The 26,901-nt window shown below is 73.8% G+C and carries 24 protein-coding genes and 2 tRNA genes; 18 read left to right on the top strand and 8 right to left on the bottom strand.

All coding sequences use genetic code 11. The features are described from left to right. Positions 1 to 48 precede the first annotated feature (48 nt). From E8D34_RS14025 to E8D34_RS14005, 5 genes are all read left to right on the top strand, one after another. Entirely contained in the window at positions 49 to 1,446 is a 1,398-nt protein-coding gene (locus E8D34_RS14025) for a glycine--tRNA ligase (protein WP_136595275.1), read from the top strand. Positions 1,447 to 1,478: 32 nt separating this feature from the next. Beyond that, positions 1,479 to 2,243 (top strand): hypothetical protein, encoded by a 765-nt coding sequence (locus tag E8D34_RS14020; RefSeq protein WP_136595274.1) that lies wholly within the window; start codon positions 1,479 to 1,481, stop codon positions 2,241 to 2,243. Between the two features lie 74 nt (positions 2,244 to 2,317). Beyond that, the gene (gene dusB, locus E8D34_RS14015; RefSeq protein ID WP_346763611.1) at positions 2,318 to 3,442 is read left to right on the top strand and encodes a tRNA dihydrouridine synthase DusB; all 1,125 of its coding nucleotides are present in this window, start codon (positions 2,318 to 2,320) and stop codon (positions 3,440 to 3,442) included. Between the two features lie 133 nt (positions 3,443 to 3,575). Then, complete coding sequence (locus E8D34_RS14010) at positions 3,576 to 4,520, top strand: SH3 domain-containing protein (protein ID WP_136595272.1); 945 nt, start codon at positions 3,576 to 3,578, stop codon at positions 4,518 to 4,520. A gap of 45 nt (positions 4,521 to 4,565) precedes the next feature. Continuing rightward, complete coding sequence (locus tag E8D34_RS14005) at positions 4,566 to 5,843, top strand: deoxyguanosinetriphosphate triphosphohydrolase (protein ID WP_136595271.1); 1,278 nt, start codon at positions 4,566 to 4,568, stop codon at positions 5,841 to 5,843. A gap of 51 nt (positions 5,844 to 5,894) precedes the next feature. Here E8D34_RS14005 and E8D34_RS14000 read toward each other — a convergent pair whose 3' ends face one another. Together E8D34_RS14000 and E8D34_RS13995 are read right to left on the bottom strand one after the other, a co-directional pair. After that, the gene (locus E8D34_RS14000; protein WP_136595270.1) at positions 5,895 to 6,842 is read right to left on the bottom strand and encodes a hypothetical protein; all 948 of its coding nucleotides are present in this window, start codon (positions 6,840 to 6,842) and stop codon (positions 5,895 to 5,897) included. A gap of 90 nt (positions 6,843 to 6,932) precedes the next feature. Further along, complete coding sequence (locus tag E8D34_RS13995; protein WP_240771354.1) at positions 6,933 to 7,730, bottom strand: L,D-transpeptidase; 798 nt, start codon at positions 7,728 to 7,730, stop codon at positions 6,933 to 6,935. A 145-nt stretch (positions 7,731 to 7,875) separates the two neighbouring features. Between E8D34_RS13995 and dnaG the strand changes: the two genes are divergently transcribed. The 3 genes from dnaG to E8D34_RS13980 all read left to right on the top strand — a co-directional run bounded on the left by dnaG (position 7,876) and on the right by E8D34_RS13980 (position 10,529). Continuing rightward, entirely contained in the window at positions 7,876 to 9,855 is a 1,980-nt protein-coding gene (gene dnaG / locus E8D34_RS13990) for a DNA primase (protein ID WP_136595268.1), read from the top strand. Between the two features lie 10 nt (positions 9,856 to 9,865). Further along, a complete protein-coding gene (locus tag E8D34_RS13985) occupies positions 9,866 to 10,348 on the top strand; it encodes a hypothetical protein (protein ID WP_136595267.1) in 483 nt (160 codons plus the stop codon). Positions 10,349 to 10,456: 108 nt separating this feature from the next. Continuing rightward, positions 10,457 to 10,529 (top strand) — tRNA-Asn (locus E8D34_RS13980). 125 nt (positions 10,530 to 10,654) lie between these two features. Here E8D34_RS13980 and E8D34_RS13975 read toward each other — a convergent pair. Then, on the bottom strand, positions 10,655 to 11,329 hold the full coding sequence (locus E8D34_RS13975; protein ID WP_136595266.1) for a hypothetical protein: 675 nt from the start codon (positions 11,327 to 11,329) through the stop codon (positions 10,655 to 10,657). A gap of 142 nt (positions 11,330 to 11,471) precedes the next feature. Here E8D34_RS13975 and E8D34_RS13970 point away from each other — a divergent pair, with 142 nt between their 5' ends. The 9 genes from E8D34_RS13970 to E8D34_RS13930 all read left to right on the top strand — a co-directional run bounded on the left by E8D34_RS13970 (position 11,472) and on the right by E8D34_RS13930 (position 22,589). Beyond that, positions 11,472 to 12,182 carry a response regulator transcription factor gene (locus E8D34_RS13970; protein WP_136595265.1) on the top strand — a complete coding sequence of 237 codons (711 nt, stop codon included), beginning with the start codon at positions 11,472 to 11,474 and terminating at the stop codon, positions 12,180 to 12,182. Then, positions 12,179 to 13,636: a HAMP domain-containing sensor histidine kinase gene (locus E8D34_RS13965; protein ID WP_240771353.1), complete on the top strand. Its 1,458-nt coding sequence runs from the start codon at positions 12,179 to 12,181 to the stop codon at positions 13,634 to 13,636. The genes E8D34_RS13970 and E8D34_RS13965 overlap by 4 nt, the downstream gene beginning before the upstream one ends. 160 nt (positions 13,637 to 13,796) lie before the next feature. Beyond that, positions 13,797 to 14,951 (top strand): biotin/lipoyl-binding protein, encoded by a 1,155-nt coding sequence (locus E8D34_RS13960; RefSeq protein WP_240771352.1) that lies wholly within the window; start codon positions 13,797 to 13,799, stop codon positions 14,949 to 14,951. Then, positions 14,948 to 15,700: an ABC transporter ATP-binding protein gene (locus E8D34_RS13955; RefSeq protein WP_276606601.1), complete on the top strand. Its 753-nt coding sequence runs from the start codon at positions 14,948 to 14,950 to the stop codon at positions 15,698 to 15,700. The genes E8D34_RS13960 and E8D34_RS13955 overlap by 4 nt, the downstream gene beginning before the upstream one ends. Continuing rightward, positions 15,697 to 16,923, top strand: a complete 1,227-nt coding sequence (locus tag E8D34_RS13950) for an ABC transporter permease (protein ID WP_136595264.1) — start codon at positions 15,697 to 15,699, stop codon at positions 16,921 to 16,923. The genes E8D34_RS13955 and E8D34_RS13950 overlap by 4 nt, the downstream gene beginning before the upstream one ends. 89 nt (positions 16,924 to 17,012) lie before the next feature. Continuing rightward, positions 17,013 to 17,960 carry a DUF5666 domain-containing protein gene (locus E8D34_RS13945; protein WP_136595263.1) on the top strand — a complete coding sequence of 316 codons (948 nt, stop codon included), beginning with the start codon at positions 17,013 to 17,015 and terminating at the stop codon, positions 17,958 to 17,960. After that, positions 17,957 to 19,924: a biotin/lipoyl-binding protein gene (locus tag E8D34_RS13940; protein ID WP_136595262.1), complete on the top strand. Its 1,968-nt coding sequence runs from the start codon at positions 17,957 to 17,959 to the stop codon at positions 19,922 to 19,924. The genes E8D34_RS13945 and E8D34_RS13940 overlap by 4 nt, the downstream gene beginning before the upstream one ends. 180 nt (positions 19,925 to 20,104) lie before the next feature. Beyond that, entirely contained in the window at positions 20,105 to 21,781 is a 1,677-nt protein-coding gene (locus E8D34_RS13935; RefSeq protein WP_136595261.1) for an LCP family protein, read from the top strand. A gap of 52 nt (positions 21,782 to 21,833) precedes the next feature. Beyond that, entirely contained in the window at positions 21,834 to 22,589 is a 756-nt protein-coding gene (locus E8D34_RS13930; RefSeq protein WP_136595260.1) for a flavodoxin family protein, read from the top strand. 8 nt (positions 22,590 to 22,597) lie between these two features. Here E8D34_RS13930 and E8D34_RS13925 read toward each other — a convergent pair whose 3' ends face one another. The 4 genes from E8D34_RS13925 to E8D34_RS13910 are packed head-to-tail and all read right to left on the bottom strand — an operon-like array spanning position 22,598 to position 26,212. Next, a complete protein-coding gene (locus tag E8D34_RS13925) occupies positions 22,598 to 23,281 on the bottom strand; it encodes a lysoplasmalogenase (RefSeq protein WP_136595259.1) in 684 nt (227 codons plus the stop codon). After that, positions 23,281 to 24,111, bottom strand: coding sequence for a sterol desaturase family protein (locus tag E8D34_RS13920; RefSeq protein WP_136595258.1), 831 nt, complete (start codon positions 24,109 to 24,111; stop codon positions 23,281 to 23,283). The genes E8D34_RS13925 and E8D34_RS13920 overlap by 1 nt, the downstream gene beginning before the upstream one ends. 57 nt (positions 24,112 to 24,168) lie before the next feature. Then, positions 24,169 to 24,822 carry a YrhK family protein gene (locus E8D34_RS13915; RefSeq protein WP_136595257.1) on the bottom strand — a complete coding sequence of 218 codons (654 nt, stop codon included), beginning with the start codon at positions 24,820 to 24,822 and terminating at the stop codon, positions 24,169 to 24,171. 10 nt (positions 24,823 to 24,832) lie between these two features. Then, positions 24,833 to 26,212, bottom strand: a complete 1,380-nt coding sequence (locus E8D34_RS13910; protein ID WP_136595256.1) for a glutamate decarboxylase — start codon at positions 26,210 to 26,212, stop codon at positions 24,833 to 24,835. A gap of 168 nt (positions 26,213 to 26,380) precedes the next feature. Between E8D34_RS13910 and E8D34_RS13905 the strand changes: the two genes are divergently transcribed. After that, positions 26,381 to 26,454: transfer RNA gene (locus tag E8D34_RS13905), tRNA-Ile, on the top strand. A gap of 44 nt (positions 26,455 to 26,498) precedes the next feature. On the opposite strand, the gene E8D34_RS13900 is transcribed toward E8D34_RS13905, so the two are convergent. Beyond that, positions 26,499 to 26,837, bottom strand: a complete 339-nt coding sequence (locus tag E8D34_RS13900) for a hypothetical protein (protein ID WP_136595255.1) — start codon at positions 26,835 to 26,837, stop codon at positions 26,499 to 26,501. Between the last annotated feature and the right edge of the window lie 64 nt (positions 26,838 to 26,901).

The raw sequence follows: 26,901 nt of genomic DNA, 5'->3' as shown, positions 1-26,901 counted from the left end.
CGACAGTACGCCCGGCAGCCGGCCGGGCGTCCCCAGAAAGGAACCACCGTGGCCAAGCCGCCGCCGTCCGTCGTCGACCAGGTCGTCTCCCTCGCCAAGCGCCGAGGATTCGTCTACCCCTGCGGCGAGATCTACGGAGGCACGCGCTCCGCCTGGGACTACGGCCCGCTGGGCGTCGAGCTCAAGGACAACATCAAGCGCCAGTGGTGGAACGCGATGGTGCGCGCTCGCGAGGACGTGGTCGGCCTCGACTCCAGCGTGATCCTGCCGCGCCAGACCTGGGAGGCCAGCGGCCACGTCGCGACCTTCACCGACCCGCTCACCGAGTGCCAGTCCTGCCACAAGCGGTTCCGCGCCGACCACCTCCAGGAGGCGTACGCGGAGAAGAAGGGCATCGACGACCCCGACACCGTGGCGCTGACGGAGATCGCCTGCGCCAACTGCGGAACCCGCGGCGCGTGGACCGAGCCGCGGCAGTTCTCCGGCCTGCTCAAGACCTACCTCGGCGTCATCGAGGACGAGTCCGGCCTGCACTACCTGCGGCCCGAGACCGCGCAGGGCATCTTCCTCAACTTCGCCAACGTGGTCACCAGCCAGCGGATGAAGCCCCCGTTCGGCATCGCCCAGATCGGCAAGAGCTTCCGCAACGAGATCACGCCGGGCAACTTCATCTTCCGCACCCGCGAGTTCGAGCAGATGGAGATGGAGTTCTTCGTCAAGCCGGGCGAGGACGAGGAGTGGCACCAGTACTGGATCGACGAGCGCACCCGCTGGTACACGGACCTGGGCATCAACCCGGACAACCTGCGCCACTACGAGCACGCCAAGGAGAAGCTCTCCCACTACTCCAAGCGCACCGTCGACATCGAGTACCGGTTCAACTTCGCCGGCTCGGAGTGGGGTGAGCTCGAGGGCATCGCCAACCGCACCGACTTCGACCTCTCCACGCACGCCGAGGCCTCCGGGGCCGACCTGCGGTACTACGACCAGGCCGCCAACGAGCGCTACACGCCGTACGTCATCGAGCCGGCAGCCGGCCTGTCGCGGTCGCTGATGACCTTCCTGGTCGACGCCTACCACGAGGACGAGGCGCCCAACACCAAGGGCGGCGTGGACAAGCGGACCGTGCTGCGCCTGGACCCGCGCCTGGCGCCGGTCAAGGCGGCGGTGCTCCCGCTCTCCCGCAACGCCGACCTCTCGCCCAAGGCGAAGGACGTCGCCACCGAGCTGCGCCGCAACTGGAACGTCGACTTCGACGACTCCGGCGCGATCGGGCGCCGCTACCGCCGCCAGGACGAGATCGGCACGCCGTACTGCGTGACCGTGGACTTCGACACGCTCGAGGACCACGCGGTCACCGTCCGCGAGCGCGACACGATGTCGCAGGAGCGGGTCTCGCTGGACCGGCTGACCGGCTTCTTCGCGGAGCGACTCGCCGGCTGCTGAGCCCGGTTCGCCCGACCTGTCAGAATGGCGGGGTGAGCAGGGTCGCCGCCACGTTCTCGGGTCGGCGTCCGGGCACGGCCCGGACGCGGAGCGGTCTGGTCGCTCTCGGCCTCGTGGCAGCGCTGGCGCTCGGCGCGTGCGGCGGCTCCGGCGACGACGACGACGCGGGCTCCCCGGGCGCGTCGTCCGACGCGACCTCCGACACGGGCTCGGGCTCGGCGTCGGAGACGGCGTCGGACACCGAGTCGGGCTCGGAGTCGGGCTCGGAGTCCGAGACGGGGTCCGCCGACCCGGAGCCCTACCTCCCGGTGCCGGCGTCGGTCACGCTGACCGACCCCGGCACCCGGCTGTACCTCGGGCGGAAGGCGACGGTGGCCTGGCGCCCGCGCAAGGGTGAGGTCGCGGTGCTGCAGCTGCGGGTCATGAGCGTGGAGCGGACCACCTTCGCGAGGTCCTTCCGGGGGTGGAAGATCGACAAGGCCACCGCGAGGCTGACGCCGTTCTTCGTCCGTGCTCGCGCGGTCAACCCGCTGCGGCGGAACCTGGGCGGCACCGACGTCCTGCTCTGGGCCCGGGACGACGAGGGCACGCTGGTCGAGGCCCAACGGTTCCGCGAGAAGGTGTTCGAGCCGTGTCCCGGCGCTACGCTGCCGAAGCCGTTCCGCCAGGGAGACAGCGCCTCCGTGTGCCTCGTCTACCTGCTCTCGCCGGGGCGGAGGTTCGACGCGGTCGTGTTCCCGCCCCCGGACGGGGTGGCGCCGATCGTGTGGAAGGGCCAGCCGCCGGCGAAGCGGTAGCGGGAGCCACAGGCCGGCGCGCACGGGCGCGCACGACACGAGCACGACACGAGCACGAAGGAATCGAACCACCAGTGACGCTGACGCTCGGCACCCTCGAGGTGCCCACCCCGGTCGTCCTGGCGCCGATGGCGGGGATCACGAACGCCGCCTACCGGCGCCTGTGCGCCGAGTTCGGAGCCGGACTCTACGTCTGCGAGATGATCACCAGCCGCGGTCTGGTGGAGGGCGACGAGGGCACCAAGCGGATGCTCGTCTTCGACGAGGCCGAGGACGTGCGCTCGGTCCAGCTCTACGGCACCGACCCGGCCTACATGGGCAAGGCCGCGGCGATCCTCTGCGAGGAGTACGGCGTCGCGCACATCGACCTCAACTTCGGCTGCCCGGTCCCCAAGGTGACCCGCAAGGGCGGCGGCGGGGCGCTGCCGTGGAAGCGGGGGCTGCTGGCGCGGATCCTCGAGGCGACGGTGCAGGCCGCCGCGCCGTACGGCGTACCGGTGACGATGAAGACCCGCAAGGGGCTCGACGCGGACCACCTGACCTACCTCGACGCCGGTCGGATCGCCCAGGAGAGCGGCTGTGCCGCGATCGCCCTGCACGGGCGGACCGTGGCCCAGGCCTACTCGGGCGAGGCGGACTGGGAGGCGATCGGCGCGCTGGTCGAGCACGTCGACATCCCGGTCCTCGGCAACGGCGACATCTGGGAGGCGTCGGACGCGCTCCGGATGGTGGAGCAGACGGGCGCGGCAGGGGTCGTCGTGGGACGCGGCTGCCTGGGGCGTCCGTGGTTGTTCCGTGATCTCGCCGATGCCTTCGCCGGCAAGGACACGACGGCGCTCCCGACCCTGGGCGAGGTGGCGGCGATGATGTATCGCCACGCCGAGCTGCTCAGCGAGCACATGGGGGAGGAGCGCGGCTGCAAGGAGTTCCGCAAGCACGTGACCTGGTACCTCAAGGGCTTCGCGGCGGGCGGTGAGCTGCGGCGCTCGTTGGGGCTGGTCAGCAGCCTGGAGAGCCTGCGCGGCCTGCTCGACGGGCTGGACCCCGACGAGCCGTTCCCGGCCTCGGAGCTGGGCGCCCCGCGCGGGCGCCAGGGGTCGCCGCGGGACCGGATCGCGCTGCCCGAGGGGTGGCTCGACGACACCGACGGCACCGACTTCCACCTCACCGAGGACGTCGACGAGACCACCGGCGGGTGATTCGTTACACGTCCGTAACCTGAACGCCCGATTGGCGTTTCACGGGGCGGGTGTGCTTATGGTGCTGACCTTGTCATGGGGACATCGGGGTTCTCGTGGCACGTCCTGACCGCGAGAGCAAAGGAATCAGCGCGTGGCCTCTAGCCACAAGCGGGAAACCGCGCGACGCAAGCCCCGTGCCGCCTTCATCGCAGGCCCGTTGGCCGCCCTGGCGACCGGTACCGCCGTCTCGATCGGCGTCCTCGGCGCCGGTTCCGGCGGCACGATCGTGGCCGTCGACCAGAACCGAGCCCCCGCCGCCGACCTCGCCGACGCCCTGGCGGCGTCCGAGCAGGAGCGGGGCACCGCCGACACCGAGGAGACGGACCAGGCCAAGGCCGAGGCGTCGACCGGCAGGCGGGTCTCCCTGTCCCGCTCCGACAGCCGCCCGGCCCTGCGACCCCTCAGCGCGGTCGAGAAGCTGCTCACCACCCAGGCCGTGGCGGCCGCCGTGGCGGCGGCCGACCAGCCGATGTGGACCACCGAGGACCTCAACCTGTGGACCCGGCCCGACGACGCGGCCACCCGGACCGGCGTCGTCGACGCGGGCACCAAGGTCACCGTGACGGGGCGCTCCTACGGCGAGCGCGAGGAGATCGTCTACGACGACGAGGTCCGCTGGGTCACCGCCGGGTACCTGGCAGCGGAGAAGCCGGTCGCCGAGGTCGCCGCCGCAGCCGGTCTCTCCACCGCCCCCTGCCCCGACGGCTCCGTCGAGAGCGGGCTCACCAGCAGTGCCGTCGCCGTCTACCGCGCCGTCTGCAACGCCTTCCCGCAGATCACCAGCTACGGGGGTCTCGACCCCCACGGCGAGCACACCACCGGTCGGGCCATCGACGTGATGACCAGCGACGTCGAGCTCGGCACCGCGATCGCGGAGTTCCTGCGCGCCCACGCCTCCGAGCTGAACCTCTACGACATCATCTGGCGCCAGCGGATCTGGACCCAGGAGCGCTCCGGCGAGGGGTGGCGGGCGATGTCCGACCGCGGGTCGGCCACCGCCAACCACTACGACCACGTGCACGTCGCGACGTACTGACCGGGCTGCCGGGCCCCGTGCCCGGCACTCGGTAGGGTCGCGCCCGTGGACGGGGTCGAGGAGCGCTACGACGCGCAGGCGCGCGAACGGCTGGTGGCCGAGCCGCCGAAGCGCGTCGACGCGCCCGAGCGGCTGCCGTTCGAGCGGGACCGCGCCCGCGTGGTGCACGCCGCGTCGTTCCGCCGGCTGGCCGCCAAGACCCAGGTGGTCGGACCGCAGAGCGACGACTTCGTCCGCAACCGGCTGACCCACAGCCTCGAGGTCGCCCAGATCGCCCGCGACCTCTCCCGGGCCCTGGGCACCCACCCCGACATCACCGAGACGGCGGCGCTGGCGCACGACCTCGGCCACCCGCCGTTCGGCCACAACGGCGAGCGTGCGCTGAACGAGCTCGCCGCCGAGTGCGGCGGGTTCGAGGGCAACGCCCAGACGCTGCGCCTGCTGGTGCGGCTGGAGTCCAAGACCGCCGACGCCGACGGGCGCTCGGTCGGGCTGAACCTCACCCGAGCCACCCTCGACGCGTGCACCAAGTACCCGTGGCCGGCCACGGAGGCACCGGTCGCCGGCGGCGTGCACGCCGACGGGGTCCCCGTGGCGGGCTCCAAGTTCGGGGTGTACGCCGACGACCTGCCCGCCTTCGCCTGGCTGCGTCGCGGCGCCCCGTCGCACCGGCGCTGCGTGGAGGCCCAGGTGATGGACCTCGCCGACGACGTGGCCTACTCGGTCCACGACGTCGAGGACGGTACGGTCGCCGGCACGATCGACCTCACCCGGATCGACTCCGCGGCGGTGTGGGCGACGATCCGCGCCTGGTACGCGCCCGACGCGAGCGACGACCAGCTGGACGCTGCCCTCGCGCGGCTGCGCGCCGTCGGCAGCTGGCCCGCGACCCCGTACGACGGCGGGCGGGCCGGTCTCGCGGCCCTCAAGAACGTCACCAGCGACCTGATCGGCCGGTTCTGCGGCGCCGCGCAGCAGGCGACGTTCGCGGCCGCGGACGGCCCGTTCGTCCGGTACGCCGCGGACCTGGTCGTGCCCGAGGAGACCCGCGCGGAGATCACCGTGCTCAAGGGGCTGGCGGCCCACTACGTGATGCAGGGCGAGGGGCGGGTGGCGATCCAGGAGCGTCAGCGCGAGCTGCTCGCCGAGCTGGTCGCCTTCCTGCGGGGACGCCCCGATGCGCTCGAGGCCCCGTTCGCGGCCGACTGGGCGCTGGCCGGCGACGACGCCGCCCGGCTGCGGGTGGTCGTCGACCAGGTCGCCTCGCTGACCGACGCGAGCGCGGTCGCGTGGCACCGGACCTGGGTCCGGGGCCGAGCCTGACGCACGGAGGCGCGGCGGCCCGACCCCGGGTCCGGTGGGGCGGGCGGACGGTCAGCCGGTGACCGGGGCGTGGGTGGTGACCGCCGAGGTCGGGACAGGGGCCGGCGGCGGGGTGCCGGCGGGCGCGGGCGGTGCCGGCGGGGCGGCGGCCCGAGCCCCGCACGTGGCGGTGGAGACCGCGAGCTCGACCTCGTCGGCCACGTTCACGTAGAGGCCGTCCACGGTGAGCGAGCCGTCGGGGTTGGCGCGCTGGTGGTTGACCTCGAGCGTCAGCAGCCCGGGGATCCCGAGGCCGGTGTTCGGGTCGTCGACGTCGATGTCGTGGTAGGTGCCGGCGATCGTGAGGTCGGCGATCTTCACGGTCCCGGCCCCGTCGACGCACTCGGTCTTCAGCGTCGAGAAGCCGAACAGCGGGGTGTCGGCCGTCTCGACGGCGCACGTCCCGTACAGGTCGTCCGCGGTGAGCTGCGAGAGGTCGATCGAGGTCACCTTCCCGAGGTCGAGCACGTCGGTGGGGTGGGCGCCCTTCGGGTTCAGCACGGTCTCGAGCAGGTCGGTGTCGAGGAGTCCGTGGAGGCCGGTCGCCTTCCGCTCGACGGCCGTCGCGTCCACCCGGGCGAGCGCACCGCACACCGGGTGGAGCTGGGTGAAGATCCGCTGCAGCCTCTCCAGGCCGGAGAACAGGTCGGAGCCGACGCTGACGTCGGTCAGGCTGGCGCTCGCGGTGCCCGAGCCGGCGGCGACGTTGAGCACGCCGGCGTACACGCCGTGGGTGTCGAGGTCGAGCGCGGCGTCCGAGACCTCCGAGCCGCCGGTCCAGGTCACGGCCGGCTTGTCGACGAGGACGTGGTGGCCGATCCGGAGGGTGAGGCCGGTGGCGGACGCCGATCCGGTCGCGGCGCCGGCCGAGCCGCTGCCGCCGACGACAGCGATGGTCAGGCCGGCTGCGGCCAGCAGTGCGGCGGTGCTCGCGCCCGCGGCGATGCGGGTGGTCTTCATGTGGTCCCCTCTGGTTCTGCGGCTGGTGTGGGTCGGTGGGTCTGGGGTGGGTCTGGGAGGTCGGGTGGGGCCGGGTGGTCGGATGGTCGGTCAGGCGTCGTCGATGAGGACGGGGCTGCCGACCGGCACCCTGCTCAGTGCCGAGAGCGCGTCGTCGGGCACGCGGATGCAGCCGTGACTCACGGCCCGCCCGAAGACGCTGGGGTCGGTCCAACCGTGGATGGCGACGGTGCCGGCGCCGCCGCCGTAGGTGTCCAGCGTCGGGCTGTGGGCGCCGAGCGGGAGGATCAGCGGCGAGAAGGACTGCTGCTGGTCGACGAGCTGGCCGAGCAGGAAGGTCCGCCCGGTGGGTGTGGGGGTCGCGCCGGCCCCGACGGCGACGGACCAGGTCTGCGTCGCCACGCCGTCCTCGGACAGGGTCAGGGTGCGGCTGCCGAGGTGGACGCTGATCTGGAACCGACTGTGTGCCCGCTGCAGCCCGGCGCGAGCCAGCCAGCCGGTCGAGCCGTTGGGGCGCGAGGGCAGCAGCACCCGCACCCAGCCGCGCCGCTCGGCGATCACCGGCAGCCAGGTGTCGCCGAACTGGCGCGGCCCGACCTTGGCGAACGGGGTGCCGGCGGGGGCGTCGTGCACGGCCGTCATGCGGCGCGGGTGGACCACCAGCCCTGACGTGGGTCGGTCGGGGTGCGGGTCGAGGGGCGCGGCCTTGAAGGCGGTGTCGGTGGTGCTGGCCCGTAGCCGGTGCAGGTCGACGGCGACCGCGCCGCCGGACGAGGTCGGCGTCGGGTCGTCGTCGCCGCAGGCGCGGAGGGTGACGACCAGCGCGGCGCAGGCCAGGATCGCGACGACCAGCGACGTCGCGCGGTGGCCGCGCTCCGGCTCGCTCACACCTGCCCCCATGCCCGTCGCTCCCCAGATTGTGCGGTGCGTTCACGTCGTCCCGTCACTTCCTCCAACGACGGGACATCGCAGTGGTCACGAGGAACCCGCAACAGCTGACGGCCGGGCAGGGGGTGCTCAGTAGGATCGCCGCATGGCTGGCCGGATTCGTGACGAGGACATCGCGACGGTCCGGGAGAAGGCCCGGATCGACGACGTGGTGTCGTCCTACGTCACGCTCCGGAACGCCGGCGGTGGGTCGCAGAAGGGGCTGTGCCCCTTCCACGACGAGAAGTCGCCGTCGTTCCACGTCACGCCGAGCCGCGGCTTCTTCCACTGCTTCGGGTGCGGGGAGGGCGGCGACGTCATCACCTTCCTCATGAAGATAGACGGGCTGACCTTCGCCGAGGCGGTGGAGCGCCTCGCCGACAAGGTCGGCGTGCAGCTGCGCCGCGAGGAGGGCGGCCCCGACGACCGCCCGCGCGGCCCGCAGCGGCGTCGCCTGGTCGAGGCGCACGCGATCGCCCAGGAGTTCTACGCCGACCAGCTGCGCGGACCGGAGGCGATCGAGGCACGACGCTTCCTGGACGAGCGCGGCTTCGACCAGGCGGCCGCCGCCCGGTTCGGGGTCGGCTACGCGCCGCGCGAGGGGGAGGCGCTCTGGCGCCACCTGCGCGATCGCAAGTTCACCTCCGAGGAGGTGATCGCCGCCGGACTGGTCGCGATGGGGCGCTCCCACTACGACCGGTTCCGCGGTCGCCTGGTGTGGCCGATCCGGGACAGCGCCTCGGACACCATCGGCTTCGGCGCGCGCCGCATCCACGACGACGACAAGATCGAGGCCAAGTACCTCAACACCCCCGAGACGCCGATCTACAAGAAGAGCCAGGTGCTCTACGGGATCGACCTCGCCCGCCGGGAGATGGCGCGCTCCGCCCAGGCGGTGATCGTGGAGGGCTACACCGACGTGATGGCCTGCCACCTCTCCGGCGTCGGCACCGCGGTGGCCACCTGCGGCACGGCGTTCGGCGACGACCACGCGCGCCTGCTGCGCCGCTTCCTCGACGACCACGAGGGCACCCGGGGCGAGGTGATCTTCACCTTCGACGGCGACGCCGCCGGCCAGAAGGCCGCGCTCAAGGCGTTCCAGGGCGACCAGCGCTTCGTCTCCCAGACCTACATCGCCGTCGCGCCCGCCGGCCAGGACCCCTGCGAGCTGCGCATCAACGCCGGGGAGGAGGCGGTGCGCGAGCTGATCGCCGGGCGCCGACCGCTCTACCGGTTCGCGCTGGAGAGCGTGATCAAGCGGTTCGACCTCGACCGGGCCGACGGTCGGGTCGACGCGCTGCGTGAGGGCGCACGCCTGGTGGCCAGCGTCCGCGACCGGTCCAAGGTCGACGCCTTCGCCCGCGAGCTCGCCGGGATGATCGGCGCCGACCCCGACGAGGCCCGGGCCGAGGTGCGCCGGGCCGCGGGGCGCGTCGACCGGCAGGGCGACGGCGGCGGGCGCCCGGGTGGACGGCCGGGAGAGCGACCGGCCCAGCGGGTCGGTGATCGGACGGGCGGCCGCCAGCCGGGCGGCGCCGGCGAGGCGCCCCGGGGCGAGGCGGCCGGGGCGGCCAGGGCGGCGGAGCAGCCGCGGGCCGTCGTACCGGATGCGCGGGACCCGCGCTTCGGGATCGAGCGGGAGACGCTCAAGCTGGTGCTGCAGCACCCGATGGCGATCGGGCGGACCACCGCCGAGATCCACCCCGACGACTTCACCCACCCGACGTACGCCGGCGTGTGGGCCGCGGTCGCCGCGGCCGGCGGACCGGCTGCCGGCAGCGGCGACGCCGCCTGGGCGGCCACGCTGCACGCCGCCGCGACCGAACCGGCGGTGGCGTCGATGGTGACCGAGCTCGCCGTCGAGCCGATCCGATCGGCCAAGGAGATCGACGCCGGCTACGTCGCCGGGCACGTCTTCCGCCTCCTGGAGCTGAGCACCCAGCGGCGGATCGAGGACGTGAAGTCGAAGCTGCAGCGGACCAACCCGGTGGAGCAGGCGGGGGAGTACCAGCAGCTCTTCGCCGACCTCGCCGCGCTGGAGCAGCACCGGCGGCTGCTGCGCGACCGCATCGTCGGGTCGCAGTGAGGACGTGGCGGTGAGGGCGTGGCGGGCGCGCCGGCGACCGGTGCTGCCGGCCGCGCGCGGCGAGCGGATCCTCGCCTGGGCGCCCTCCGCGGGCGGGGTGGTCGCGGGGTCGCGGCACGCGCTCTACCTGCCGGACCGGCTGCCGTGGGAGGAGGTCGCCGCCGCCGAGTGGGACGACGACTCCGGGCTGCTGCGGGTCCGCGAGGTGGGGCAGTGGGGCGAGCCCCAGCCCGTCCACGTGCGCCGGCTCGAGGCGCCGGCCCTGCTGCTCCAGCTGGTCCGGGAGCGGGTCAGCGCCAGCATCGTGCTGCAGCGGCACGTCGCGGTGCGGGGCCAGCGCGGCGCGCGGGTGATCGCGCGCCGTGCGCCGTCCTCGCGCGCCGCGGTCGCCTGGTTCGTCGAGTACGACGAGGGCGTGGAGCCCGGCGACCCGCTGGTCCGGGAGCGGGTGGAGGCGGCGCTGGCGCAGGCGCGCTCGGACCTCGGCGAGTAGCCGGACCGGGTCGGTGGGGCGACGGGGCCGGTGAGGGGCCCCGATTTCTTCCCTGGACGCCTCAGTTGTTACTGTTTGCGGGCCGCGGCGATGAGGAATCGCCGCTGATCCCCCGTAGCTCAACTGGCAGAGCATGCGACTGTTAATCGCAGGGTTGTTGGTTCGAGTCCAACCGGGGGAGCCGGGTACGAGATCCCGCCACGACGGTCAGTCGGGCGGGATCTCGCCGTTTCACGGTGACGTCGGCGCCGCGCAGGAGCCGGTGGAGCCGCCCGCCTCGTTCGGCGCGGACGACCCCGAGAGCACTCAGTCCGAGGGGCTGTCGGAGCCGTCCACCCCGTCCTGGTCCGGCTGCGCCGGGGGCGCCTGCCCCTCGCCCAGACCCTGGCCCCGCCACTGACGGTCACGGTCGAGGCCCTGGCCGAAGTCGCGGTCACCGCGCTGGCCTCCGGGGCCTCCGGGGCCGCGGTCGCCGAAGGCCGGGCCGCCGACGCCGCGCTCGGGGCGGCCGTCGTCGTCGGCGACCGCGTAGGTCACCGCCGCGCCGCCGCCCGCACCGAGGATCACGCCGGCCACGCCGACCCCGACCAGCGACCGGAGCCGGAAGACACGGTCGCGCAGGCGCGGCGGCGCCGGCGCCGCGGGCGGCGGGGGCGGGCCGGCGTACCCAGCGGCTGCGGCGACCGGCGGCACGGGCGCTGCGTCGCCGCTCGGGGCGCCGGGGGCGTGCATCGGAGCCGCCGCCTCCGGGCCCGCCGCCTCCGCGGCCGCCGGGCCTGCGGCCTCCGCCGCGCCCGCCGGAGCGCTCGCCGGAGTGCCCGCCGGCGTGCCCGCCGGCGTGGCCGCCTCGGGCGCCTCCGGGGGTGCGGGGGCGGGGCGCTGCGCGGATGCGGGCTGCACGGGCTGGGTGAGTGCCTCGTCGGGGACGTCCTGTGCGGGCTGGCCGGGCTGCGACGGCCGGCCGGAACTCTTCTCGGTCATGCGGCCATGGTGCGATCCGGCGCTGTGGCGATCCTGGGACGAACCTGTGGACCGTCCGTGAGCCGATCGTGGAGGATGGCTCACAGGGAACACACAGGTGAGCGCACAGGAAGCCCACAGCCGGTGCAGAGAGAGTGAGCACATGAACGACGCCCGGCAGGACGGCACGCCGCTGCGTGCCCTCGTCGTCGACGACGAGCTCAACATCGCCGAGCTGCTCGCCATGGCGCTGCGCTACGAGGGGTGGACCGTCGAGACGGCGCAGACGGGCTCGCAGGCGGTCGCGGGCGCCAGGAGCCTCGACCCGGACGTGATCGTGCTGGACCTGATGCTGCCCGACTTCGACGGCCTCGAGGTGATGCGCCGGGTGCGGGCCACGATGCCGAGCGTCCCGGTGCTGTTCCTCACCGCCCGCGACGCGGTCGAGGACCGGGTGGCGGGCCTGACCGCCGGCGGCGACGACTACGTGACCAAGCCGTTCTCGCTGGAGGAGGTCGTGGCCCGGTTGCGGGCCCTGGTGAGGCGGGCCGGGGTGGCCGCGGAGCGGGCGTCCTCGACCCTGGTGGTCGGTGACCTGACGCTCGACGAGGACAGCCACGAGGTCTTCCGCGATGGCGAGGAGATCACGCTGACCGCCACCGAGTTCGAGCTGCTGCGCTTCCTGATGCGCAACCCGCGGCGGGTGCTCAGCAAGGCCCAGATCCTCGACCGCGTCTGGAACTACGACTTCGGGGGGCAGGCCAACGTGGTCGAGCTGTACATCTCCTACCTGCGCAAGAAGATCGACGCCGGTCGTGAGCCGATGATCCACACCATGCGCGGGGCGGGCTACGTCCTGAAGCCGCCGGCGTGAGCGGCCACTCCCGCTGGCAGCGACTGGTCCCGCGGACCCTGACCACCCGCCTGGTGATCACCGCGGTGGCGCTGGTCGCGGTCGTCTCGGCGCTCGTCGCGGCCGCCACCACCGTGGCGATGCGCGACTACCTCACCGGGCGGCTCGACACCGAGGTGGTCGACGCGCTGACCCGCGCCACCGGGCCGGGACCGGGGTTCCGTGATCCGCGCACCGGTGCCGGCCGCGCCATGGACTTCCGCGGCCAGCGGGTCGGCACCCTGGCCGCGCTGGTGGGGGAGTGCAGCCAGAGCGGGTTCGTCCTGGTCGACAGCGGCTCCGGTCCGACCGACGACCCGCTCAGCGCCGAGGCGCTGGCGTCGGTCGCCGAGGCCGTCGACGACGGCGCCCGCGAGGTGCAGGTCGACGGGCACGGCAGCTACCGGATCCACGCCGAGACCGTCGCCGACGGCTGCGACCTCGTCGTCGGGCTGCCGCTCACCGACGTCGACGCCGCCGTGACGTCACTGGTCCGCTGGGAGGCGGCGCTGGCGCTGCTCGGCGTGCTGGTCGCGGGCACCGCCGGCACCGTCGTCGTACGGCGGCAGCTGCGGCCGCTCAACGAGGTCGCCCGCACCGCCCACGCCGTCGCCGAGCTGCCGCTGGCCTCGGGCGCGATCGACATCTCGGAGCGGGTTCCCGAGCGCCTGACCGATCCGCGCACCGAGACAGGTCAGGTCGGGGCGGCCCTGAACGTGCTGCTCGACCACGTGGAGTCCTCCCTGGAGGCGCGGCACCGCAGCGAGCAGCAGGTGCGCCAGTTCGTCGCGGACGCCTCCCACGAGCTGCGCACCCCGCTGACCACGATCGCCGGCTACACCGAGCTGGCGCGGCGCCGCGAGGACCCGGAGACCACGCGGACCGCGCTGGCCAAGGTCGAGGAGGAGTCGGCGCGGATGACGGCACTCGTGGAGGACCTGCTGCTGCTGGCCCGGCTCGACGCCGGCCGGCCGCTGCTGCGCGAGCCGGTCGACCTGACCCGACTGGCCGTCGAGGCCGTCACCGACGCCCGGGTGCTCGCCCCCGACCACCACTGGCGGGTCGAGCTGCCGGAGGGAGGTCCGGTCGAGATCGTCGGCGACCAGCTGCGCCTGCACCAGGTGCTGACCAACCTGCTGACCAACGCGCGCAAGTACACGCCCGCGGGGACGACGGTCACCGTCGGCGTCTCGCCGCACGGCTTCGAGGTGCGCGACGACGGGCCGGGGTTCCCGCCCGACCTGGTGGGCACCGCCTTCGAGCGGTTCACCCGCGGCGACGCCGCGCGGCACCGTGAGGGCGGGGCCGGTCTGGGGCTCTCGCTGGTGAAGGCGATCGTCAGCGCGCACGGCGGCACGGTGACCCTGGACAGCGTGCCGGGCGAGACCCGGATCGCCGTCGCGCTGCCGCGCGGCCCGCGCCCCGCCACGACCTGAGCCCGGAGGGGCGTCATCCCTCGCTTCCCGTGAGTCACAGTGTCCTCACAGGTTTCCCAGAGTGAGGGCACAGCAGGCGACGAGAGTGTCTGCGCCTGTGAGTCCATCGACGCTGCTTCGCACGCTCCGCCCCCGAGGTCCCCGGCGTCGCCGGGCACTGGTGGCGGTCCTGGTCCTCGCCGTGGCGCTCGCGGCCACCTCCGGCGCCTGGCTGCTGCTCCGTGACGGCACCGCCGCGGCCACCACGACCGCCACCGCCACCGTCACCCTGGAGACCGTGACCGAGACGGTGAGCGCCAGCGGCACCGTCGCCGCGGCGGACACCGACGACCTGGACTTCGAGGTCGGCGGCATCGTGACCGCGGTGTACGTCGAGCCGGGTGACCGCGTCCGCAAGGGCGACCGGCTGGCCGCGATCGACGACGCGGCGCTGGTCGCGGCGCGGACCGCGGCGGTCAGCTCGCTCACCGCCGCGCAGGCCCAGCTCGAGGAGGACCAGGCCGCCGATGCGTCCGACACCCAGGTCGCTGCCGACCGGGCGGCGGTCGTCGCGGCCCGCAGCGCCCTGGCCCAGGCGCGCGCGGACGTCGCCGACGCAGTGCTGTGCGCGACGATGCGCGGCACCGTCGCGGCGGTCGAGGTCGGGGTCGGCGACAGCGTCGGCTCCTCGGGAGGCTCCTCGATGGGCTCGAGCAGCTCCTCGGGAGCCAGCGGCACCGGCGCCGTCTCGCTGGTCTCCGTCGGCCGCTACGTGGTCGACGCGACGGTCGGCGCCGCCGAGGTGGAGCGGGTCCGCACCGGCCTCCAGGCCCGGATCACGGTCACCGGCGTCGACGACGTCGTCTACGGCACGGTCGCCGAGGTCGGCGCCATCGCGGAGACGAGCTCGTCGGGCGCGGCCGTCTTCCCGGTCACCATCGAGGTCACCGGGACCCGCGACGACCTGTACGCCGGCACCTCGGCCGACGCCACGATCACCGTCAAGCAGACCCCCGACGTGCTCACCGTGGCGACCCGTGCGGTGCAGAGCGACGATCAGGGCACCTACGTCGACCTGCTGGTCGACGGCGAGCCGGTCCGGACCCCCATCGAGGTGGGCCAGGCGCTCGGCATGACCACCGAGGTCGTCTCCGGGGTGAGCGAGGGCGACGTCGTCCAGGTCCCGGGCTTCGCGGGACCCGGCGGCGGCACCGGCGGTGGCCGCCGCGGCACCGGGGAGGGCGGCCAGCGGGGCGGCTTCCCCGGCGGCGGCACCCCGCCGGACCCGGGCGGCGACCTCCCCGCCGGCGTCGAGTTCCCGGGCGGTGGCCAGTGACGGCGCGCGCCGCGGCCGCGCCGATCATCGACATCGCCGGGGTGCGCAAGACCTATCGTTCCGGCGCGATCGAGTTCGAGGCGCTGCGCGGCATCGACATGCGCATCGACGCGGGGGAGTACGTCGCCGTGGTCGGTCCCTCGGGCTCGGGCAAGTCGACGCTGATGAACCTGCTCGGCTGCCTCGACCTGCCCACCGAGGGTACCTACCACCTGGCCGGCGAGGACACCTCCGCGATGACCGAGCCCCAGCTGGCCGGGGTCCGCAACCGCCGGATCGGCTTCGTCTTCCAGCAGTTCCACCTGCTCGCCGCGATGCCCGCCTGGCGCAACGTCGAGCTGCCCCTGGTCTACGCGGGGGTTCCGCGCCACGAGCGACGCGAGCGTGCCGTGGCCGCGCTCGAGCGGGTCGGCCTGGGCGACCGGGTGGAGAACCGCCCGGGTGAGCTCTCCGGCGGCCAGCAGCAGCGGGTCGCGGTGGCGCGGGCGCTGGTCACCGAGCCGGACCTGGTGCTCGCCGACGAGCCGACCGGCAACCTGGACTCCGCCTCCACCCGGGACGTGCTGGCGCTCCTCGACGAGCTCCACGCCTCGGGGCGCACCATCGTGCTGATCACCCACGAGCACGAGGTGGCCGCTCGTGCCGCGCGCAACCTGGTGATCCGTGACGGCCTGATCACCGAGGACCACCCGACCGCACGCCCCGTCGGCTCCGTCGGCCCCGTCGGCTCCCCGGGGGCCTCGCGATGAGCTGGTGGGAGACCCTGCGCACCGGGACCGCGGCGATCCGCGCCCGCCGTATGCGCTCGGTGCTGACCGTGCTCGGCATCGTGATCGGCATCTCCTCGGTGATCCTCACCGTGGGACTGGGGCAGGGCGCCCAGCGGCAGGTCGAGGACCAGATCGACGCGCTCGGTTCCAACCTGCTGATCGTCTCGCCCGGCAGCAGCACCGACTCCTCGGGCCGGCGTGGCGGCTTCGGCTCCGCCTCGACGCTGACGCTGGCGGACGCGAGCGCGCTCGGCGACCGTACGGCGGCGCCCGACGTGGCCGCGGTCGCGCCCACCACCTCGACGATGCTGTCGCTGGTCAACGGCGAGACCAACTGGACGTCCACGGTGGTCGGCACCACCACGGCCTGGACCGCCGTACGGGCTCGGGAGCTGGGGAGCGGGCGCTTCTTCACCGAGGCCGAGGTCGCCTCCGCGGCGCCGGTCGCGGTGCTCGGCCCGGACACCGCCAGCGAGCTGTTCGGCGGGTCGGACCCGATCGGGCAGACCGTCAGCGTGGCGGGCTCCGCGGTCACCGTGGTCGGGGTGCTGTCCTCCTCCGGTGCCTCCGCCAGCGGCACCTCCGAGGACGACCTGGTGGTGCTGCCGATCGGAGCCGCGAAGGCGATCACCGGCTCCGCCGACGACGCGGTCTCCACGATCTACGTGGCGGCCGCGGACGAGGGCACGCTCTCGGCGGCGTACCAGGAGGTCGAGGCGGTGCTGCTCACCCGGCACGGGCTCAGCTCCGCCGACGCCGACTTCAGCATCTCCACCCAGGAGTCCCTGGTGGCCACGGCCAACGAGATGAACCGCACGATGACGGTGCTGCTGGCCGGCGTGGCCGCGATCTCGCTGCTGGTCGGCGGCATCGGGGTCATGAACATCATGCTGGTCTCGGTCACCGAGCGGATCCGTGAGATCGGCCTGCGCAAGGCGCTCGGCGCGGCACCGGCGGTGATCCGGCGGCAGTTCCTCGTCGAGGCCTCGCTGCTCGGCCTGTCCGGCGGAGTGCTCGGCGTGCTGGTCGGCGTCGTCGGCGCCCGGGTGCTGCCCGGCCTGATCGACCAGCCGGTCTCGCTCTCGGCGCTGGCCACCGTCGCGGCGCTCGGCACGGCGCTGGCGCTCGGCCTCGGCTTCGGCGTCTACCCGGCCAGCCGTGCCGCCCGGCTGACGCCGATCGACGCCCTGCGCAGCGAGTGACCCGCGTGGCGATGAGCCTGCGCGGCCCATCGACCAGCCGCCGAAGCCCCCGCTCTTCCTCTCCCTTCCCTTCCGCCCAAGGAGCACCCATGTCCATCACCCCTGTCGCGACCTCCGGCACCCCTCGCCCCTCGCGCGCCGGCCGCCTGGCGACGCTGACCGCCGGCCTCGCGGTGCTGGCCGCGCTGGCCGGCGGCTGCGGCTCAGAGGACGCCGCGGCCTCCGGCGCAGGCGCGGTGGCCGGCGACGACCAGCAGGGCGGGCGACAGGGCGGGCGACAGGGTGGGCTACAGGGCGGGCGGCAGGGTGAGGCCGTCGGTCGGATGCCGGGCGCCGCGGGTCTGATCGCAGCGGTCGACGGTGACGTCCTCCAGGTCCAGAGCCAGCAGACCGGCCAGGTCGCGGTCACCGTCGGCGACGGCGCCATCGTCACCGACCGGGTGGCCGCCGTCCTCGGCGACGTCGAGGTCGGCAGCTGCGTGGTGGTGCGCGCGGACGACGCCGGCGGCACGGACGGATCCGATGCCGCCGGCGCCCCGGTCGCCGCGGCGAGCGTCAGCATCACCGCCGCCGACGACGCCGGCGACTGCACGGTCGGCGGTGGCCGCGGCATGGGTGGCCCGGGCGGCCCCGACGGTGAGCGCCCCAGCGGGATGCCGGCCGACCTGCCCACGGACCTGCCGGAGGGCATGCCCACCGAGCGGCCCGGAGCGATGCAGGGTGGGGGCCGCGGTGGGTTCGGTACGGCGGGCCAGGTCACCGCCGTCTCCGGACGGGGCTTCACCGTGGCCGCCATCGTGCCCGGCGCGGACAGCACCGCCGAGGTGACCGTCACCGTCACCGACGACACCACCTACACCCGCCAGGCCGCGGCGACGCGCCAGGCGCTCGCGGTCGGCCGCTGCGTGGTCGCCTCGGGGGAGACCGACGAGACCGGTGCCGTGACGGCCGACCGGATCTCGGTCAGCGATGCCGTGGACGGTGACTGCACGGGCGGCTCCGGCGGCAGCGGTCGCCGGGGCGGGACCGCCCGGTGACGGCGAGGAGCAGGCGTTGGCGCGGCGTCGCCGTACGCCGCCGGCTGGTCGCGCCCGTCGCGGTGCTCGCCGTCGGCGGCGCCGCGTGGGCCGGGTACGGCGCGGTGAGCGCGGACACCCCGTCGTACCGGCTCGCCACGGCCACTCGCGGCGACGTCGAGCAGCGCCTGGCGCTGACCGGCACCATCGCCGCCACCGGACGCGCGGACCTGAGCGCCGCGGCGTCGGGGACCGTGGTCGAGGTGGCGGTCGCGACGGGGGAGAGGGTGCGCGAGGGCCAGGTGCTGGTGCGCCTCGACCGGACCGCGCTCGACGCGGCCGTCACCGACGCGCGCGCCGACCTGGCGGCCGCACGGGCCCAGCTGGAGCAGGACCAGGAGGCGCAGGTTGCCGCCGTCACCGCGGCCGCGACCGCCGCGTCCGGGCCGACCGGGTCGACCGGGTCGACCGGGTCGCGTGGCGGCACGGATGCTGCGGGCGGGACCGGTGGACCGGGCGGCTCGAGCGTCCCCGCGGCGCCGGATGACGGCGACGCCGGTACGGCGCAGTCCGGCGGTGACGGTGGCTCGGGCGCGGCGGCGCTGCAGGAGCTGCTCGCGACGCTGGCCGCGCAGCAGACCGCCGTGACCGACGCGGCCTCGACGGTCACCGGCGCGCTCACCACGGCGGACGAGGCGCTGATGGCGCAGGAGGCGGCCTGCGCGGTCGACCCCGGTGACGCGGACGACTCCGGTGACCCCGACGGCGCGGGTGACGGCGGCGGCGCGGGCGACGCGGGTGACGGCGGCGGCGCGGGCGACGCGGGCGACGCGGGCGACGCCGACGACGCCGACGACCCGGCCGGCCTCAGCACCGAGTGCACCCAGGCGCTGCACGCGGTGCAGTCCGCCCAGGCGCGGGTGGCCATCGCGCAGGAGGCGCTCCAGGCCGCGCTCACCGACCTCGGGCAGACCCTGACGACCGGCGTCGGAACCCTCGGCGAGGCGGTGGACGCCCAGGACGCCGCCGGCGCGCCGGCTGACGCTCAGCCCGACACCCAGCCCGACACCCAGCCGGGCGGCCAGACGAGCGGCCAGACGGGCGGCCAGGCGGGCGGCCAGGAAAGCGGCCAGGCGAGCGGCCAGGCGGCGACGGGCTCCACCGACCCCTCGGACGCCGCGGACGCCGGCGGCACCACCACGCTGGGCTCGCCGAGTCGCGGCGCCACCGTCACGGCGGCCACCCTCGCCCGTGACCAGGCACGGATCGATGCCGCCCGTGCCGACCTGGTCGCCGCTCGGGTCGCGCTGGGCGGGGCGACGATCACGGCGCCCGCCCGGGGCCGGGTCGTCGAGATCGACGTCGAGGAGGGCGCCGACGTCTCCGCCGGCCAGCAGGTCGCGGTGCTCGTCGGCAGCGGGCTGACCACCGTCGAGATCGCGGCGACCGAGGCCCAGGCCCGGCGGCTCGCGCTCGGCCAGGAGGTCGACGTGACCCCGCCCGGCGCCGAGGCACCGATGACCGGGGTGATCTCCCGGATCGAGCACCTGCCGGCCACCAGCGACTCGACCGCGGGCAGCGACTCCGCGTCGTACCCGGTCGCGGTGACGCTGGATGCGGCCGACCGGGTGCCGGCGCTCGGGATGCCGGTCTCCGCCTCCGTGCTGATCGGCACCGCGGCCGACGCGGTGACCGTGCCAGTCTCCGCTGTCAGCGACGGCGTGGTCACCGTGCTCGAGGCCGGTACGGCGGCCCGGGTCGAGGTCACGACGGGCGTCGTCGGGACCTCGACCGTCGAGGTCCTCGACGGGGTCGAGGCGGGGCAGCAGGTCGTCCTCGCCGATCTCGCCGCCGACCTGCCGAGCGCGGACGACTCCTCGTGGCAGCGTCGCGGGGGCCTCGGCAGCGGCTTCGGGGGCGGCTTCGGGGGTGGTGCCGGCGGCGGGCTCGGCGGGGGTGGCGCCGGCGTCGGCCGACGCGGCTGACCGGTCGTCGCCCGCGCGGGAGGTGGTGCAGGCAACCCCCGCAGGATGCGGAAACCGAGACGGATGATAGGTACCCTCGTACCCGGCGCGGGTCGACGGTGTGACCACGCGTCCACGTTGACTCGGTGCGGCGGGGGGCCGCGCACGGACCACCCCACCCTGCCCTGCCCTGAGGAATCGATGACCGACGACGAGCGTCCCCGCCCCGGCGGTGCCCGACGTGCGTCGCGCTCGGTGCGGGTGTCGCGGGCCGACCGACGTCGGATGCGGCACCAGGAGGTCAGGGGTGGGCGCCGGGCGCTGCGGCCCGACGAGGTCGTGGCCCTGGACCCGGACACCGCGACCGCTCGCGCCAAGGGCGGTCGGCGGGCGCGGCGCCCGCGGCAGCGGCGCGTGCAGGGGCTCGGCGGCACCCTCGGCATGACGTTCCTGGGTGCCGTGGTGCCCGGCTCCGGCTACTTCTACACCGGCCGTCGCGCGGCCGGGTGGGTCGTGCTCGCCGGTTGGGCGAGCGTGATGGGGCTGGCCGGCTGGTACTTCGGCCGTGACTGGCACCGAGCCATCGACGTCGCGTTCGACCCGACCGCGCTGAAGATCGCCGCCGTCGTCCTCGGCACGCTCCTGGCGCTCTGGGTCGGCGTGGTGTGGACGTCGTACCGCCTGCTGCGCCCCCGCGAACGGCCGCGCTGGCACACCGTTGTCGGCAACGTCTCGGTGCTGTTGATCTGCCTGGTCGTCGCGGCCCCGGTGCTGCGCGCGGCCCAGTACGCGCTGGCCACCGCGGACCTGGTCAGCTCCGTCTTCGACGGCAACGGCACGGCCACCGCGCCCGACCTGCCGGACGAGAACCCCTGGGAGGGCCGCGACCGGGTCAGCGTGCTGCTGCTCGGCGGCGACGGCGGCGACGGCCGGGACGGCGTGCGGACCGACAGCGTCATCCTGCTCAGCATCGACACCAGGACCGGCAAGGCCGTCACCTTCAGCCTGCCCCGCAACCTCTCGGGGGCGCGGTTCCCGGAGGGCAGCCCGCTGGCCGACGCGTACCCCTACGGGTTCACCAACGGCGACCCCGCGGACGGCAACTACATGCTGAACGCGATCTACCGCAACGTGCCCGCGGCGCACCCCGGGATCCTCGGCAACAGCTCGAACGAGGGTGCCGACGCGATCAAGCTGGCCGTCGAGGGCACCCTCGGGATCCCCGTCGACTACTACGTCCTGGTCAACCTCGACGGCTTCAAGCAGGTCGTCGACGCGATGGGCGGCGTCACGGTCAACATCAACCAGCCGATCGCGATCGGCGGCGACTCCTCGGCCGGTGTCCCGCCGTGGGACTACCTGGAGCCGGGGGCCGACCAGCACCTCGACGGCTTCCATGCGCTCTGGTACTCCCGCGGTCGCTGGGGATCCGACGACTACCAGCGGATGGACCGGCAGCGCTGCATGGTCGACGCCCTCGTGGAGTCCGCCGACCCCGGCAGCCTGCTGCTGCGCTACCTGGACCTGGTCCGGGCCGGCAAGGAGATCGTCTACACCGACATCCCGCGCCAGCTCGGCCCCGCGTTCGCCGACCTCGCGCTGCGGGTCAAGGGCGGCAAGATGAAGTCCGTGGTCTTCAGGTCCTCGGCGGAGTTCAGCTCCGCCAACCCGGACTTCGACTACATCCACGAGACCGTCCAGAGCGCCCTGGCGCCGCGCAAGCGCAAGGCCGGCGCGGGCTCGGGCGACGGCGAGGGGACGAGCGAGGGGACCGGCGCGGAGCAGAAGGTGGCCGAGGACCCGGTCGACGTCTGCGCCTACAACCCGACCGGCGAGACGGTCGAGGACGCGCTCGCGCGCGACGCCGCCTACCGCTGACGACGTCGCCTCGGGGGTGTCGCGGCGGTGCCCGGCCGCCGTACGGTGAGTCATGCTGCCCACCTCCGTCCAGGCGTTCCTCGACGCCGAGATCGCCGCGAACACGGTCGACTACACCGACCTCAAGGTGGTGCTGATCAACGGCACCCTCAAACGCTCACCGGAGACCAGCCACACCGACGGATTGCTCGCGATCACCCGCCTCGTCCTCGAGGGCGTGGGTGCCCGGGTCGACGAGATCCGCACCGTCGACCACGTGATCCCGCCGGGCGTCCAGCCGGACATGCGTGAGCACGGCTGGGAGCGCGACGACTTCCCGGACCTCTACCGGTCGCTGGTCGAACCGGCCGACATCGTCGTGCTGGCCACCCCGATCTGGCTCGGCGACCAGTCGTCGATGACCCGGCTGATGATCGAGCGCCTCTACGGGTGGTCCGGCGACGTCAACGCCAACGGCCAGTGGTCCTACTACGGCAAGGTCGGCGGGGTGGTGATCACGGGCAACGAGGACGGCGGCAAGCACTGCGCTGCGCAGATGCTCTACGCGCTGTCGCACATCGGGTTCACGATCCCGCCGCAGGTGGACGCCTACTGGAACGGCGAGGCCGGCCCGGGGCCGTCGTACCTCGACGACGGTCGGGGCGCCCGCAACCACTGGACGACCCGGAACACGGTCTTCGCGGCCTGGAACATGCTGCACGCCGCGCGGCGCCTTAAGGACGCCGGCGGCGTGCCCGCCTACGGCAACGACACCCGCAACTGGGACCTGTCGGACCCGGACCACCCGAACCCGGAGTACCGCGGCTGATCACCTCCTCAGCGGGCCGCCGGCTCCCCGTCGGCCGCGGCCCTCGCGGTGGTCTCCGTCGAGGCCGCCGCGATCACGCCGAGCACGATCAGCGCCTGCCCGAGCGTGTACGTCGCCATCACCGCGGCGCCGGAGGCGTCGAAGGCGAACCGGTCCGACAGCGAGGTCGCGGCGATCAGGCTGTCGGAGAGCACGAACGAGACCGCGCCGACAGCGGTCAGCCGGTGCACGCCCAGGGCGAGCGCAGCCATCGTGCACAGCACGGCGCCGTAGACGGCGACCGGCGCGATCAGCCCGCCGAGGTCGGGGCCGAGCGCGACCAGCAGCAGTGCCCACCAGGCGAGGTAGGGGAGCGCCACCGCCTTCCGGTCGCGGATCGGGTTGCGCGACCACGTGGTCGCGAACGCGGTGCAGTAGCCGACCTGGCCGAGCAGGAACGCGCCGAGTCCGACCAGGAACCAGTCGTCGCCGCCCATCAGCGCCAGGTCGCCGAGCCAGCAGAACACCAGCGCGACGGTGGCCGCCCGGACCAGCCGCGAGCCGCGGTCGGTCACGCCCAGCAGCAGGACCGCCAGCAGCAGCGGCACCAGCAGCGGCTTGGTCAGGTGCGCCAGCCACGGGTCGTCGAGCAGGTTGCCGACCACGTTGGCCACCGCCACCACGGCGTACGCCGTCAGCGCGTGCCGGCGCATCACGCGCTCCACCCCGGACGCCGGATCAGCAGCGCGAGCCGGACCCGCAGCCCCTTGGCCGCCCGCACGTCGCGGGCGATCGCGCCGTACTCGTGGAAGGCCACCTTGAGCGGGTTGTAGGTGTCGATGTTCTTGGTGAGGCCGTACTGGCAGCGCTCGACCTCGGGCGCGAACGAGCCGAAGAGCCGGTCCCAGACGATGAGGATGCCGCCGTAGTTCCGGTCCAGGTAGCTGCCCTGGGACGCGTGGTGGACCCGGTGGTGGGACGGCGTGTTGAGCAGGAGCTCGAACGGTCGGGGCAACCGGTCGACGCGCTCGGTGTGGATCCAGAACTGGTAGACGAGGTTGATCGACTGGCAGAAGGCCAGCACGCCGGGGTGCACGCCCAGCGCGATCATCGGCAGGTAGAAGACGAACGAGCTGAAGCCGGTCCAGGTCTGGCGCAGTGCCGTGGAGAGGTTGAACCGCTGGCTGGAGTGGTGCACGACGTGGGAGGCCCACAGGATCCGGATCACGTGGTGACCGCGGTGGGACCAGTAGTAGAAGAAGTCCTGAGCGAGCAGCAGCAGCGGGAAGGTCCACCAGGTCAGCTCGATCCGCAGCGGCGTCAGCTCGTAGACGAGCACGTAGATCGCGAGGATCGGGATCTTCCACATGATGTCGAACGCGATGCTGCCGAGCCCCATGGCCAGGCTGGTGCTGGTGTCGCGGGGCTCGTAGCCCAGCTCGTCGTCGTCACCGTGGAACCGGTACGACACCACCTCCACCAGGATCAGCAGGATGAATCCCGGGATCGACCACATCACCACGTCGGGCAGTGCGGGCACCATCGCCCCCTCTCGTCTCGAAGTGACCGAAGAGTAACGGAGGTCACACCGCGCCGAGCGTCAGGGCACAGGTTGCCGGCGCGGTGTCGGCAGCACCGCCCACGCGCCGAGCCAGAAGCAGACGGCGCCGAGGAACGTTCCGCCGTTGACCAGGGCGAGGTTGACCGGCTCGCCCGTGGTCTCCAGGGTGAAGGCGCCGATCGCGGAGGCCATGAAGAAGACCGAGCCGACGTAGTTGAGCACGGCGGCCCACCACTCCGGGTCCTCGCGCCGCACCGGCCAGGGCCGCCCGCGGACGGCCAGCCAGGCCAGGTGACTGGCGATGAGGAACGCGATCGAGCCGAGGAAGTCGGGCGCCCACACCAGGCGGTTGACCTGTTGCACGTCGAAGGTGGTCACCATCGCGTCGATGGTGTTCACGTTGAACAGCAGCGTGCCCGCCAGCTGGACCCAGCACGCGGCCCACACCGCGTCGCGCGCCTGCGGCGCCCAGACCCGGATCCCGCCGGAGACCTGGACCAGCTGGCTGGCGGCCGCGGCGGTGAACAGCACGGCGCCGACCACGAAGGTGATGCCGAGCGCCCGGCCGTCCACCCGCCCGGCGTACGCCGGGAAGGAGCCGAGCGCGAAGAGGGAGGAGCCCGCGAGGAACAGCGCCGCCACCCGCCAGGCGAGGCTGGCGGGCTGCCAGCCCACTGCCCGGCGCCAGCGCACGGCGGTGCCCTCAGGTGTGGCTGAACCCGGCCGGCGCCGGACGTGCCGGGGGCGCCGCGTCCAGGGCCGCGACGGCCTCGCGCAGGGCGTCGAGCAGGCGCTCGCCGAGGTCCTTGCTGAACCCCTCCCGGACCACGATCCGCAGCACCGCGACGTCGGTGGCGTCGGCCGGCATGGTGTACGCCGGCACCTGCCAGCCGCCCTTGCGCAGTTCGTCGGAGACATGGAAGACCGTGTAGGGGGTGGTCTCGTCGGCCATCCGGAAGGTGACCACCGGGATGTCGCTGCCGTCGCTGACCACCGTGAAGCGGCCGAGGTCGGCGATCCCGCCGGCGAGGCCGACGGCGATGTCGCGCAGCGTCTCCATGATCCGGGTGTAGCCGTGGCGGCCCAGCCGGACGAAGTTGTAGTACTGGCCGACCAGCTGGTTGCCCGGCCGGGAGAAGTTGAGCGTGAAGGTCGGCATGTCGCCGCCGAGGTAGTTGACGCGGAAGATCAGCTCCTCGGGCAGCTCCTCGGCCGCCCGCCACACCACGAAGCCGATGCCCGGGTAGGTCAGTCCGTACTTGTGCCCGGAGACGTTGATCGACTTCACCTGCGGCAGCCGGAAGTCCCACTCCAGGTGCGGGTGGATGAACGGCGCCACGAACCCGCCGCTCGCGGCGTCGATGTGCAGCGGCACGTCGCCGCCGTGCTCGGCGTTCCACGCGACCACGCGGTCGTGGATCTCGCCGATCGGCTCAAACTCTCCGGTGTAGGTGGTGCCCAGGATCGGGATCACGCCGATGGTGTTCTCGTCCACGCGGGCGATCACGTCGTCGGGGTCGACGACGTACCGGTCGTGGGCGACAGGGACGTAGCGCGGCTCGACGTCCCAGTAGCGGCAGAACTTCTCCCACACCACCTGGACGTTCGACCCGAGCACCAGGTTCGGCCGGTCGGTCGGCAGCCCGGCGGCCTCGCGGCGCTGGCGCCAGCGCCACTTCATGGCGAGCCCGCCGAGCATCACGGCCTCGCTGGAGCCGATCGTCGAGACGCCGATCGCGTTGGACTCTCCGTCGGTCGGGGCGTGGAACAGGTCGGCCACGATGTTGACGCAGCGCCGCTCGATCTCCGCGGTCGAGGGGTACTCGTCCTTGTCGATCATGTTCTTGTCGAAGGACTCGGCCATCAGCACCTGCGCCTCCGGCTCCATCCACGTGGTCACGAAGGTGGCCATGTTGAGCCGCGAGCTCCCGTCGAGGAGCAGCTCGTCGTGGATCAGCCGGTACGCCGCCATCGGCGTGACCTCCGCGTCGGGCAGGCGGTTCTTCGGGATCTCCTGCGCGGTGAAGCGTCCGGCGTAGGCCGGGGCCACCGCGTCGTCGTTGTGCTCGTGCCGGTGGACCATGGGTTCCCCAGGTGGGTTGGGCCGGACGGACCGCGGGCGCGGGCCCTCCCAGCATTCAAGCCCTCGACCGGGGGCGACCACAACCACGCGGGCCCGTTGGGAGGGCCCGGACATCCGCCGGTACCCTCGACCCGCGCAGCGTGGGCCACGGTCCGTCCGCTGTTGCGCGGGGCGGTAGCTCAGTCGGTTAGAGCAGAGGACTCATAATCCTTGGGTCGTGGGTTCGAGCCCCACCCGCCCTACGAGGCTGACCCGCGGAAGGCGCGGGCCGGCGCCCGTCGGCCGGTCAGGGCCACACCTGCTCGAGCTGGACGGGCCCGCCGAGTCGTTCGGCCGCCCGCGCCCGCTCCTGGCGGTACGCGGCCTGAAACCTGACCGCGGGGTCGTCGCTGGGCGTGTCGTCGTACGCCATCGCGAAGATGCGGGCGTCCGGGACGTGCGGGTTGGGCTCCCCGGTGTCGCCGTCCATCAGGTCGTGGCCCGTCTGGAAGGTGAGCACCAGTCCGGTCCGGTGCGGATCGCTCTCCCGAACCTCCAGGTCCTCCCAGGTGTCGATCACGACGCCGGGAGCGGTGGCACTCCCGACGAACCTGGAGCGCCTGCCGCCGATGGTCGCCTCTGTCATCGCCACACTCCTTCGTCCCCCAGTCCGACCCCCAGATCCGCGGGGACAGCTGCGAAGCCGGGAG

The sequence above is a fragment of the Nocardioides sp. GY 10113 genome (assembly GCF_004919105.1).
Classification (GTDB): Bacteria; Actinomycetota; Actinomycetes; order Propionibacteriales; family Nocardioidaceae; genus Nocardioides.
The sequence above is the reverse complement of the archived record's forward strand: the minus strand, read 5'-3'. Positions and strand labels throughout refer to the sequence as shown.